Raw genomic sequence first — 12,459 nt, forward strand, 5'->3', positions numbered from 1 at the left:
TACGTGAAAACGTTTCCGTTTCTATATAGAAACGCATGTAAAACTTGAAATTTGACCGTCAGATCACCGCCACTTTGTTTAACCAAATTCGTCGATAAAATACTGATATTCATTAAGTTGACACTTCGACACTTATATTTTGCAAAACCCTAAGTGTGCGCGTGCCTGCACGTACATTATATAAGCAAAAATAGATAGCGTAGCTAAAACGTAGCTCGCCGAAGCTAAATAGACCTAGCTACGTTTCGTTAGCCCCTCTGTTTATAGGCTTTGCGAGAGATACCGTAGCTTCGTAGCTAAAAACGCGAAAAACGCAGGGAAGGCAGCCTAAATGTACAAAATCCAACTCGTCACAGAGAAATCTAGGCACCAATCATTTAAATTATCTTACGCTACACTAAAAGCATAATCATTTTATGCGGGCTAGTTTCAACGAAAATGTAGAATATTAATATTTTAGTTGTATCTAGCAATAATAAAGTATCTATATTTTACCATCCCACTTAAATTAACGAAGAACCATTTGTTTTAAAAAATATAATTACTATATTTGTGGCAATAAATCCTATGTCATAAATATTAAAAAGGAGAACTTCGCTTTTTTACTATAAATGACAGATTCAGGGGAATTACAAATGATATAATAGTTTAATTAAAATAAGACAACATGAAAAAATCATTGCTAGTGTTTATTTTTCTGTCAATGGCTATTTTTGCCATTGCTCAGACTGTTTATATCACTAAAACAGGTTCTAAGTACCATTGTGATGGCTGCCGTTATTTAAGTCGTAGTTGTATTCCAATAAGTCTTTCAGAAGCGAAATCCGAAGGGTATGATCCATGCAGTGTATGTGATCCTCCAATATATGTATATAAAAGACATGTGACTCACAACAAGAAGCGGAATGAAATTTATAAGAGACGTCACCATAAATCAGTTAAAAAGAAGTTTTAACTGATTTGTTTTTACACGTAAATAGGGCAAAAGTGAAGATGTGACGATTATTTTATCAAAAAAACATTTTTCTGATAGATTTGTTTCACTACGCCTGTTTTTATTTCCTTAAATGTTTGTACAGATATAATAATTGTGATAGATGGTCTGATTATTTTCTGCCTGATTTGAGGGAAGAATACAAATTTCTTAGATTAAATAGAGAGAACTTTTTCTCCATTCTTTAAATATTCAGTAAATGGCTCTCCCATGTACTTAATATCAATTCCCATTTTTTCTATAATAGATGTTACTCCAAAGTTTTCACAACAATTCTTACAAGCTTCAACGGAAACGTGTGAATGTATCATTTCTAATATTTCAGTCTGAACTTGTGTATCTTCAGCTACTAATTTCACAGATGCGCCCCAAAGAATAAGATTCACTTGCTTCCACCAACTACGTTTCATAGATGTTATTGCATACATAGACAACATGTTGAAAAAAGTATCTTTGTTGTTCGTTGTCCACAAAATGTTTAATTTTTCATTTGTATCCATATTTATAGTATTTAAAATTCTTGCTTACTAAAATGTTGCAATTTTATTGTAAGCATCTCTTTTTGGTGAGTACAAAGTTACACAATAAATTCTTTTTTGTTTCTTTTTCTTTGAGTTTTTTAAAAAAATATTAGGAGTGTGTATTTCAAGAGGTAAATGCCTTTTTTTATATTATAATTGTCCCTACTGTTTAAACAGCCCCCATTATGCCTATATAAATCCCCAAAATGTTAGCTGACCATAAAATATTAGTTTAGGATAATAAAAACAAAAAGGAGTTACATTTCTGTAACTCCTTGTAAACTAATGCGCTTCAAGATGGGCTTGAACCAACGACCCCCTGATTAACAGTCAGGTGCTCTAACCAACTGAGCTATTGAAGCATTGCGTTATCATTTCTGATTTGCGGTTGCAAAGGTAAAACGTTTTTTTTAAACCGCCAAACTTTTTTGAGAAAAAAATCACATTAAAGCTATTTTTTTGAAATTTATCACTTGTTGTGTTGCTTTTTACATCTTTATATATTACTTTTGTCAATCAATATGAGAAAGATAATAATATACATCCTAGCTCTGTTGGCTGTGCCTGCCGCAGCCCAGACCGGAAAAGATCATAATTTTGAAGTAGCTAAGAATCTTGAAGTATTTAATTCAATATACAAGAATCTAGACTTGCTTTATGTTGATACACTGTCTGCTGACACTGTTGTAGGTAATGCTGTTGACGCAATGCTGGGTTCTCTTGACCCTTACACTGAGTATTTTCCTGACGCAAAAGTCAAGGACTTGAAAACTATGCTTACTGGTAAGTATGCTGGTGTGGGTTCGCTTATACGCTTTAGCCAGAAATATAACAACTCTTTTGTAGACGAGCCTTATGATAATATGCCAGCTGCAGAAGCTGGACTGAAAAAAGGTGATCTTATTTTAGCAGTAGATGACATATCTATGGTTGGTAAAAGTAGTCAATATGTTAGCGATCATTTGCGTGGTGATGCTGGCACGACTTTCATGATAAAGGTGAAGCGCCTTTCGACAGGAAAGATTTTAAAGATGAAAATTACACGACGTGCTATAAAAATGCCATCGGTGCCATATTACGGATTACAGCCTAATAATACTGGATATATAAATCTTAATCAGTTTACTGAAGATTGTTCAAAAGATTTTCGTCGCGCTTTCCTTGAAATGAAAAAACAGGGTATGAAGAGCCTTGTTATAGATCTTCGTGGAAATGGCGGTGGTCTTGAAAGTGAAGCTGTAAACATTGTGAATATGTTTGTTCCAAAAGATGTTCTCGTTGTTTCAAATCGCGGCAAGCTTAAACGTATGAACCATGATTACAAAACAACCGTTGAACCGATTGATACTGTTATGCCGATTGTTGTGCTTGTTAACGGCGGAACTGCCAGCGCAAGCGAGATAACAAGTGGTGCTTTACAGGATCTTGATCGTGCTGTTGTGATGGGTACACGTACATACGGAAAGGGACTTGTGCAGATGACGGTAGATCTTCCATATAATGGAAATTTGAAACTCACAACCAATAAATATTACATTCCAAGTGGTCGTTGCATTCAGGCTATAAATTATAAACATGGACGTGGAGGATATATAGAGCATGTGCCTGATTCTCTTACAAAAGTGTTCCGTACATTGCATGGACGCGAAGTTCGTGATGGTGGTGGAATAAAGCCAGATGTGGAAATAAAACCAGATACGGCTTCAAATATACAGACCTATCTTACAAGCATTATAGATTCAACAGAGACAGTACTTGATTATGTTGTTGATTATGTGGCTAATCATCCTACTATTGCGTCTCCGGATAAGTTTGAACTTTCGGATGCAGACTTTGAAGATTTCAAGCAGCACGTTATAAAAAGTGGTTTTAAGTATGATGGAGTAAGTGAGAAAATATTACAGGAATTAGTTAAATCTGCCAAGTTTGAAGGCTATTATAACGACGCTAAAGATGAGTTCGCAGCTATCGAAAAGAAGCTGAAGCATAATATCGGAAAGGATCTTGATTATAATAAAGAAGATATAAAAGAAGCTCTCGCAAGTGACATCATATCAACATATTACTATCAGCGAGGCAGTTTAGAATACACTCTTAAACATGACCGTCAGATGGCTGAAGCTATGAAACTTTTGTCAAAACCGACTGAATATAAGAAGATTCTATTGCCAAAGTGAGAAAATATTGCAAAATATTTGCATGCTAACTAAATTATTCGTAATTTTGCAGCATTCAGTGGAATGGGGGGCTCCGAGAGAGTTCCTCATTTTGTTTTAATATAGCATATATGATTGACAAAAACGTCGTAAAAAAATTAGTAGACGAGTGGTTGGAAGATAAGGAATATTTCCTTGTTGGTATTGAAATCAGCCAAAACGACAAGATTGTTGTTGAGATTGATCACGCTGATGGCGTTTGGATCGAAGACTGTGTTGGATTAAGTAGGTATATAGAGGATCATCTCAGTAGAGATGAAGAAGACTATGAGCTTGAAGTCGGTTCGGCAGGTCTTGGACAACCGTTTAAGGTTGCTCAACAGTATGTAAACTTCATTGGTAAGGAAGTTGAGGTCCTTGATGAAAATGGAAAAAAATATCAAGGTGTTCTGAAAAGCGTTGAGGGTGACAACTTTGTGGTTACAATTAACGAGAAGGTTATGGTTGAAGGTAAGAAACGTCCTCAAAAAATGGATGTTGATCATACTTTCGATATGAATAATGTAAAATATACAAAATATTTAATAAGTTTCAAATAAGCTATGGCAGCAAAAAAGAATGATGAAGAGCAGATCAGTATGATCGATACTTTCCGTGAATTTAAGGATACGAAGAATATTGACCGTACAACTCTGGTAAGTGTGTTAGAGGAGAGTTTCCGTAATGTGCTTGCTAAAATCTTTGGTAGCGATGAAAATTTCGACGTTATTGTAAACCCAGATAAGGGTGACTTTGAAATATATCGTAACCGCGTTGTAGTTGCAGACGGTGAGGTTGAGGATGAAAATAAGCAAATCGCACTAAAGGATGCACTTAAAATAGAACCTGACTACGAAGTTGGTGAGGACGTTTCTGAACCTGTTAACTTTGCTAAGTTCGGTCGTCGTGCAATATTGAACTTGCGCCAGACTCTTGCTTCAAAGATTCTTGAGCTGGAGCATGACTCTTTATATAATAAGTATAAAGATAGAGTTGGACAGATTATTTCAGGAGAAGTATATCAGATTTGGAAACGTGAAGTTCTTATTGTTGATGATGAGAATAATGAGCTTATACTTCCAAAAACTGAACAGATTCCTGCTGACGTATACCATAAGGGCGAAACTGTTCGTGCGGTCATACTTCGCGTTGATAATGAGAACAATAATCCGAAAATCATTCTTTCTCGTACAAGCCCATTATTCCTTGAGCGTCTTCTTGAAGCAGAGGTTCCTGAGATTGGAGATGGACTTATCACTATTCGTAAAGTTGCCCGTATGCCGGGTGAACGTGCAAAGATAGCTGTTGAAAGCTTTGATGAGCGTGTTGATCCAGTTGGAGCTTGTGTTGGTGTAAAAGGTAGCCGTGTTCATGGTATCGTTCGTGAATTGTGTAATGAAAACCTTGATGTTGTGAATTATACTTCAAATATCAAGTTGTTTATCCAGCGTTCACTTAGTCCTGCACGTGTAAGCAGTATTAATATTGACGAGGAAAACCATAAGGCAGAAGTTTTCTTGCAGCCAGAAGAAGTCAGCTTGGCAATCGGTCGTAGTGGACTAAATATCAAACTAGCTTCTATGCTTACAGAATTCACAATTGATGTATTCCGTGAGGTTCCTGAGGATGAGGCTGATGAGGATATCTACTTGGATGAATTCACAGACGAAATTGATCAGTGGGTTATCGACGCAGTAAAGGCTGTGGGCCTTGATACAGCTAAAGCTGTGATTAATGCTCCGCGAGAGATGCTTATAGAGAAGGCTGACCTTGAGGAAGAAACTGTTGATCATGTTCTTAAAGTGCTTCGCGCAGAGTTTGAACAATAAGTAAAAATAAAAAGGAAAGAAAGTATTTAATGAAAATGAGGGAATAAATATAATTAAGGTAATAGAATGGGTGGATTTTCCTTTTTGCCGATTTCGTTCATTACCTTCAAATAGATAAATATGAGCATCAGATTAAATAAAGCATTACGTGAATTAAACATAGGACTTCAAACGGCAGTTGAATTCCTAGAGAAGAAAAGTGAACTTGGAGAGGTAAAGTCTGACTTGAGCTACAAACTCTCAGAAGGGCAGTATAAGGCTCTTGTTGAGGCATTCAAACAGGATGCGGAAGTTCGTAGTGAGGCAGAAAAGCTTTTCCAAAAGAAACCAAAGGATAAGAAGCGTACGCCTGAGGCAAAGGAAAATCGTGCCGAAAATCTTCTTGAATCTTCTAATCAACAGCGTTTCAAACCTGTTGGTAAGATTGATCTTGATAGTATAGGTAAGAAACCAGCGGCTCAGAAGTCTGTTGCTCCTGAAGTAAAGGCTGCTGCCGTCAGCCACGAGCCTATTAATAAACATGTTGATAAACCAGTGGAAAAACCAGTAGTTAAAACTACTGCGGCACCTAAACAAGTTGCTGCAAAGATAGAAACCCCAAAGCCTGTTAAACCGGTTGAACAGCCAAAGGCTGCTGCTCCAAAGATAGTAGAGGCTCCAAAACCTACAACGTCTGAAAAACCTGCAGAGAAAGCCGATGATGGAATCTTTACATTAAAAAGTGAAAAGAAAATCCTTAATGCGCCTAAGATGAATGTGGTTGGTAAGATTGACCTTGATGCATTGAATCAGAGTACTCGACCAAAGAAGAAGTCAAAGGAAGAAAAGCGTAAGGAGCGTGAGGAAAAAACGGCACAGCAGCATGCTGGTGTAGAAAAGAAAAAGCGCGTGCGTATAAATAAGACACGTGTGGATATTAATGCCGCTGCAAATCAGGGCGGTAATAATAACCGTAGCAACAACAACCGCAATAACGGCAATAATAATAACAACAATAACAATAATAATCGCAATAATAATACTAATCGCAATAACAATAATAGAAATAATAGTAACCAGAACGGTGCTAATAGAGGTCCTAACAACGCTGCTGGAAACAATAATAACCGCAAGCGCGGTCAGAAGCCTTTAGAGGTTGATGATAATGCAGTAGCACGTCAGGTAAAGGAGACACTTGCACGTTTGACAAGTAAGAGCCAGAACAAGAAAGGCGCTAAGTACCGTAAGGATAAGCGTGATGCTGTTCAGGTGAAACTCCAGAAGGTTGCTAATGCAGAGCAGAAAGATGCTAGAATACTAAAACTTACCGAATTTGTAACTGTAAGTGAACTTGCCACTATGATGAATATTGGTGTCACTCAGGTTATCTCAACTCTTATGAGTGTCGGTATCATGGTTTCAATTAACCAGCGTCTTGATGCAGAAACAATCAACATGGTAGCAGATGAATTCGGTTTCAAGACGGAATATGTCAGTGCCGAGGTCCAGGAAGCTGTCAGTGAAGAGATTGATGACGAAAATGATTTGTTCTCTCGTGCCCCTATTGTAACAGTTATGGGACATGTTGACCATGGTAAGACATCTTTGCTTGACCATATCCGTAATACGAATGTGATTGCTGGTGAGGCTGGTGGTATTACACAGCATATCGGTGCTTACGGTGTTACTCTTAAGAATGGACAGAAGGTTACATTCCTTGATACTCCCGGTCATGAAGCATTTACTGCTATGCGTGCACGTGGTGCTCAGGTAACAGATATCGCAATCATTATCATCGCAGCTGATGACTCAGTGATGCCTACTACAAAAGAGGCTATCGCACATGCTCAGGCTGCAGGTGTTCCAATGGTATTCGCAATAAATAAGATTGATAAGCCAGGAGCAAATCCTGATAAGATTCGTGAAGACTTGTCACAAATGAACTTGCTCGTAGAGGAGTGGGGTGGTAAATATCAGTGTCAAGAGATAAGCGCAAAGAAGGGTCTAGGAGTTGAAGAACTTCTAGATAAGGTACTTCTTGAGGCAGAAATGCTTGATCTGAAGGCTAATCCAAACCGTAAAGCTTCTGGTACTATCATAGAGTCTTCTCTTGATAAGGGACGTGGATATGTAAGTACTGTACTTGTAAGTAATGGTACTCTTAAGATTGGTGATGTGGTAATCGCCGGAACAAGTTGGGGACGTATCAAGGCTATGTTCAATGAACGTAATCAGCGCATAGATGAAGCTGCTCCTGCTGAGCCAGCTATTATCCTTGGTCTTAATGGTGCTCCTACAGCTGGTGATCAGTTCCACGTTTTGGAGTCAGAACAGGAAGTTCGCGAGATTGCAAACAAGCGTGAGCAGTTGCAGCGTGAACAGGGCTTGAGAACTCAGAAACGTCTTACTTTGGGTGATATCTCACATCGTATTGCACGTGGAGAGTTCCATGAACTTAATATCATCGTCAAGGGTGATACCGACGGTTCTATTGAGGCTTTAAGTGATTCGTTCATCAAACTTTCTACAGAGAAAGTCTTGGTAAATGTAATTAGTAAGGCTGTAGGTCAGATTAGTGAGAATGATGTAATGCTTGCCAGTGCATCAGATGCTGTCATCGTTGGTTTCCAGGTTCGCCCGTCTTCTGAAGCTCGCAAACTTGCCGATCGTGAAGGTGTTGAAATAAATACCTATTCAATCATATACGATGCAATTGATGATATCAAGAGCGCAATGGTCGGTATGCTTGATAAGGTTACGAAAGAAATCATCACTGGTCAGGTTGAAGTTAAGCAGGTATTTAAGGTGTCTAAGGTTGGTACTATTGCCGGTGGTCTAGTTACCGAGGGTAAGGTACATGCTAAAGATAAGGCTCGCCTTGTACGTGACGGTATCGTTATACGTACAGCAGACATCAACGCATTGAAGCGTTACAAGGATGATGTGAAGGAAGTTCCAATGGGAATGGAATGTGGTATCAGTCTTGTCAACTTTAATGACATTCTAGGAGGTGATATCATTGAGACATTCACTGAAATAGAAGTTGAACAGAAACTATAAAGTTTTCTATACTCCCTAATATAATGGGAGTTGGAATCCATTATGTAATAAAGTAGTGACATCCTTATATTCTATTACAGGGATGTCACTGCTGTAATTAATAACAAATGTTACCAGTTTGTTTGTGGTACACTATTTGTATGTATCATATATAAAATAGGTATTTTGGCAAAATGGAAGAAAAAGGAAAAAACGAGTTTGTTAGTCAGGTAGCTGAAAAGAAATATGAATTCGGTTTTACTACTGATGTACAAACAGAAATAATAGATAAGGGCTTAAACGAAGACGTTGTGCGCCTTATATCTCAGAAGAAAGGTGAGCCCGATTGGATGCTTGACTTTCGTCTGAAAGCTTATAATTATTGGAAGACTCTTACTCAGCCTACTTGGGCACATGTAAATGTACCTAAAATAGACTATCAAGCAATTTCTTATTATGCAGATCCTTTGGTTAAAAAGCCAAAGAACAATGAGATTGATCCAGAACTTGAAAAAACATTCGACAAATTGGGTATACCTTTGGAAGAACGTTTGGCATTAAGTGGTACTGCCGTTGATGCTATTATGGATTCTGTTTCTGTGAAGACTACTTTTAAGGAAAAATTGCGTGAGAAAGGTGTTATCTTCTGTAGTATCGGTGAGGCTGTAAAGGAACATTCTGAATTGATAAAAGAATATCTTGGAAGTGTTGTTCCTTACCGTGACAATTTTTTTGCCGCTCTCAACAGTGCCGTGTTCAGTGACGGTTCGTTCGTCTATATTCCGAAAGGAGTGAGATGTCCGATGGAACTGAGTAGTTATTTCCGTATCAACGCACGTAACACAGGACAGTTTGAACGTACTCTTATCATTGCTGAAGATGATGCCTACGTTAGCTATCTTGAGGGTTGTACGGCTCCTATGCGTGATGAGAATCAGTTGCACGCTGCCATTGTCGAGATTATTGTAAAGAATAATGCAGAAGTAAAATATTCTACAGTTCAAAACTGGTATCCTGGTGACGAGAACGGAAAGGGAGGAGTGCTGAATCTTGTTACAAAGCGTGGTGATCTTCGTGGTGTTAATTCTAAACTTAGTTGGACACAGGTTGAGACCGGTTCCGCTATTACATGGAAATATCCTTCATGTATTCTTCGTGGTGACAATTCTGTTGCTGAATTTTACAGTGTTGCTGTAACAAATCATTATCAGGAAGCTGATACCGGAACGAAGATGATTCATATGGGTAAAAATACTAAGTCGACTATTATATCTAAAGGAATCTCTGCCGGTCATAGTCAGAATAGTTACCGTGGTTTAGTACGAGCTACAAGTAATGCTGACAATGCAAGAAATTACAGTTCATGTGATTCTTTGTTGTTAGGAAGCGATTGTGGTGCGCATACTTTCCCTTATATGGATTCACATAACGACTCAGCTGTGTTTGAACATGAGGCTACGACTTCAAAGATTAGTGAAGATCAACTCTTCTATTGTAATCAGCGAGGAATACCTACCGAACAGGCTGTTGGACTTATAGTCAACGGTTATGCTAAGGAAGTGCTCAATAAACTTCCTATGGAGTTTGCCGTAGAGGCTCAGAAATTACTGAGTGTAAGTCTTGAGGGAACGGTAGGATAATAGTTTAATAAGGAATAAAATACAAGAGATATGTTAGAAGTTAAAAATCTGCATGCTACTATTGCAGGCAAAGAGATATTAAAAGGCATAAACCTTACTGTTAATGACGGTGAGATTCATGCTGTCATGGGACCTAACGGCTCAGGAAAGTCTACTCTTAGTGCCGTACTTACAGGTAATCCATTATATACAGTTACTGAGGGTGAAGCAATCTTCAATGGTAACGACCTTTTAACGATGAAACCCGAAGACCGTGCTCGTTCAGGATTGTTCCTTTCTTTTCAGTATCCTGTTGAGATTCCTGGAGTTTCAATGACCAACTTCATGCGTGCGGCTATAAACGCTAAGCGCGAATATGAAGGTAAGGAGCCTCTTAATGCAGGTGATTTTATCAAGCTTATGCGCGAGAAGCGCAAACTAGTGGAACTAGATTCAAAACTTTCACAACGTTCTGTAAACGAAGGATTTTCTGGTGGTGAGAAAAAACGTAATGAGATATTTCAGATGGCAATGCTTGAACCTAAGTTGAGTATTCTTGACGAAACAGATTCTGGACTTGACGTTGATGCGATGAGAGTTGTTGCTGATGGTGTTAATAAAATGCACACAAGCGATACTTCCGCTATCGTGATTACTCACTATGAACGACTCCTTGATATGATTAAACCAAGTGTTGTTCATGTACTTTATAATGGTCGTATTGTTAAGACTGCCGGACCTGACCTAGCTAAGGAGATTGAGGCTCGCGGATATGACTGGATTAAGGAAGAGGCAGACGCTAAGTTTGGTCAGGATTAATATTCCTGAAAAGGAGTTATAGCTTTTTATTTGGATTTTTATTATGCAAGAAGATATTAACAATAATAAGGCTCAAAAGCCTTTAGGTTTTTCACAACCTAAAGCAGAGGCTCAATATGTGGAGCTGTATGAAAATACTTCAACCACAATAAAGAGTCATTCCGCCGATGTCATGAATTCAGTTCGTGATAAGGCTTTTGAAGACTTCAAGAAGTTGGGATTCCCAACTCGCAAGGTTGAGCGTTATAAATATACCGATATGGCTAAGTTGTTTGAACCAAATTACGGTTTGAATCTTGACCGATTGGATATTCCTGTAAACCCTTATGATGCTTTTAAGTGTGATGTGCCTAATTTAAGTACATCATTATATTTTGTTGTCAACGACAGTTTTTACACAAAGGCTCTTCCACAGGTGCATCTTCCTGAGGGTGTGATAGTTGATTCTTTGAGTAGCGTTGCTCTAAAAAAGCCCGATTTTATCGCTAGATATTATTCTAAAATAGCATCTACTGATGAAGATGCCATTACTGCTCTTAATACAATGCTTGCACAGGACGGACTGCTTGTTTATGTTCCGAAAAATGTAAAGGTGGATCGTGCTATACAAGTGATTAATATACTTCGCTCTGATGTTGACCTTATGGTTAATCGTCGTGTGCTTATTATTCTAGAAGAAGGTTCTGAAGCAAAGTTCTTGTTTTGTGATCACTCTGCTGATGATCGTAATTTCCTTTCTACTCAAGTTATAGAGGCGTATGTAGGAGAAAATGCTAACTTAGAATTGAATTGTCTCGAAGAGACACATCTTAAAAATACGCGTGTAAGCAATGTATATATTAAGCAGCAGGCTAACAGTCGTGTAAATCATAATGTTATCACATTGCATAACGGCGTGACTCGCAATCGTCTTGATTTGGTATTTAACGGTGAGGGTGCAGAATGTCAATGCAACGGTTGTGTGATAGCCGACAAAAATCAGCATGTAGATAATAATACTCTTATTGATCATAAAGTAGGACATTGCACAAGCAATGAACTATATAAATATGTTCTTGACGATGAAGCTACCGGTGCTTTTGCTGGAATGGTTCTTGTGCGCCATGGAGCGCAGAAGACTATCAGTCAGGAAACTAACAGAAACCTTTGCGCCACGAAGAAGGCGAGGATGTACACTCAGCCAATGCTTGAGATCTATGCCGATGACGTCAAATGTGCTCATGGTTCAACTGTTGGTCAACTTAATGATGCTGCAATGTTCTATATGAGACAGCGTGGTATCGGCGAGAATGAAGCCAAACTACTTCTTGAATTTGCATTTATCAACGAAGTAATCGATAAAATGGAACTTGAACCATTGCGTGATCGTCTGCATCATCTTGTAGAGAAACGTTTCCGTGGTGAGCTCAATAAATGTGAAGGTTGTAAACTCTGCAAGTGATTTCAGGTTAGTAAATATGATTA

8 protein-coding genes and 1 tRNA gene are annotated in these 12,459 nt (G+C 38.3%); 7 read left to right on the forward strand and 2 right to left on the reverse strand.

Features of this window, described 5'->3' with window-relative positions:
- Window positions 1–1,149: 1,149 nt before the first annotated feature.
- Together HEQ28_RS11420 and HEQ28_RS11425 are read right to left on the reverse strand one after the other, a co-directional pair.
- Complete coding sequence (locus HEQ28_RS11420) at window positions 1,150–1,494, reverse strand: DsrE family protein (RefSeq protein ID WP_434502528.1); 345 nt, start codon at window positions 1,492–1,494, stop codon at window positions 1,150–1,152.
- Window positions 1,495–1,803: 309 nt separating this feature from the next.
- A tRNA-Asn gene (locus tag HEQ28_RS11425) sits at window positions 1,804–1,877 on the reverse strand.
- Window positions 1,878–2,036: 159 nt separating this feature from the next.
- Between HEQ28_RS11425 and HEQ28_RS11430 the strand changes: the two genes are divergently transcribed.
- The 7 genes from HEQ28_RS11430 to sufD all read left to right on the forward strand — a co-directional run bounded on the left by HEQ28_RS11430 (window position 2,037) and on the right by sufD (window position 12,436).
- Window positions 2,037–3,692: a S41 family peptidase gene (locus tag HEQ28_RS11430; RefSeq protein ID WP_434502530.1), complete on the forward strand. Its 1,656-nt coding sequence runs from the start codon at window positions 2,037–2,039 to the stop codon at window positions 3,690–3,692.
- A 110-nt stretch (window positions 3,693–3,802) separates the two neighbouring features.
- Window positions 3,803–4,270 (forward strand): ribosome assembly cofactor RimP, encoded by a 468-nt coding sequence (gene rimP / locus HEQ28_RS11435; protein WP_434502531.1) that lies wholly within the window; start codon window positions 3,803–3,805, stop codon window positions 4,268–4,270.
- 3 nt (window positions 4,271–4,273) lie between these two features.
- Window positions 4,274–5,539 (forward strand): transcription termination factor NusA, encoded by a 1,266-nt coding sequence (gene nusA, locus HEQ28_RS11440; protein WP_434502533.1) that lies wholly within the window; start codon window positions 4,274–4,276, stop codon window positions 5,537–5,539.
- A 120-nt stretch (window positions 5,540–5,659) separates the two neighbouring features.
- Complete coding sequence (gene infB, locus HEQ28_RS11445; protein ID WP_434502535.1) at window positions 5,660–8,578, forward strand: translation initiation factor IF-2; 2,919 nt, start codon at window positions 5,660–5,662, stop codon at window positions 8,576–8,578.
- Between the two features lie 173 nt (window positions 8,579–8,751).
- The gene (gene sufB / locus HEQ28_RS11450) at window positions 8,752–10,197 is read left to right on the forward strand and encodes a Fe-S cluster assembly protein SufB (protein ID WP_434502537.1); all 1,446 of its coding nucleotides are present in this window, start codon (window positions 8,752–8,754) and stop codon (window positions 10,195–10,197) included.
- A 30-nt stretch (window positions 10,198–10,227) separates the two neighbouring features.
- The gene (gene sufC / locus HEQ28_RS11455; protein WP_434502539.1) at window positions 10,228–10,995 is read left to right on the forward strand and encodes a Fe-S cluster assembly ATPase SufC; all 768 of its coding nucleotides are present in this window, start codon (window positions 10,228–10,230) and stop codon (window positions 10,993–10,995) included.
- Window positions 10,996–11,038: 43 nt separating this feature from the next.
- Complete coding sequence (sufD, locus tag HEQ28_RS11460) at window positions 11,039–12,436, forward strand: Fe-S cluster assembly protein SufD (RefSeq protein WP_434502541.1); 1,398 nt, start codon at window positions 11,039–11,041, stop codon at window positions 12,434–12,436.
- Window positions 12,437–12,459 lie beyond the last annotated feature (23 nt).

The organism is Prevotella sp., assembly GCF_051059605.1.
GTDB lineage: Bacteria > Bacteroidota > Bacteroidia > Bacteroidales > Bacteroidaceae > Prevotella.

What these genes read in the sequence shown, in the direction of transcription:
- HEQ28_RS11420 (WP_434502528.1), bottom strand. Translation starts at nt 1,494, where the DNA reads ATGGATACAAATGAAAAATTAAACATTTTGTGGACAACGAACAACAAA.
- HEQ28_RS11430 (WP_434502530.1), top strand. Translation starts at nt 2,037, where the DNA reads ATGAGAAAGATAATAATATACATCCTAGCTCTGTTGGCTGTGCCTGCC.
- rimP (WP_434502531.1), top strand. Translation starts at nt 3,803, where the DNA reads ATGATTGACAAAAACGTCGTAAAAAAATTAGTAGACGAGTGGTTGGAA.
- nusA (WP_434502533.1), top strand. Translation starts at nt 4,274, where the DNA reads ATGGCAGCAAAAAAGAATGATGAAGAGCAGATCAGTATGATCGATACT.
- infB (WP_434502535.1), top strand. Translation starts at nt 5,660, where the DNA reads ATGAGCATCAGATTAAATAAAGCATTACGTGAATTAAACATAGGACTT.
- sufB (WP_434502537.1), top strand. Translation starts at nt 8,752, where the DNA reads ATGGAAGAAAAAGGAAAAAACGAGTTTGTTAGTCAGGTAGCTGAAAAG.
- sufC (WP_434502539.1), top strand. Translation starts at nt 10,228, where the DNA reads ATGTTAGAAGTTAAAAATCTGCATGCTACTATTGCAGGCAAAGAGATA.
- sufD (WP_434502541.1), top strand. Translation starts at nt 11,039, where the DNA reads ATGCAAGAAGATATTAACAATAATAAGGCTCAAAAGCCTTTAGGTTTT.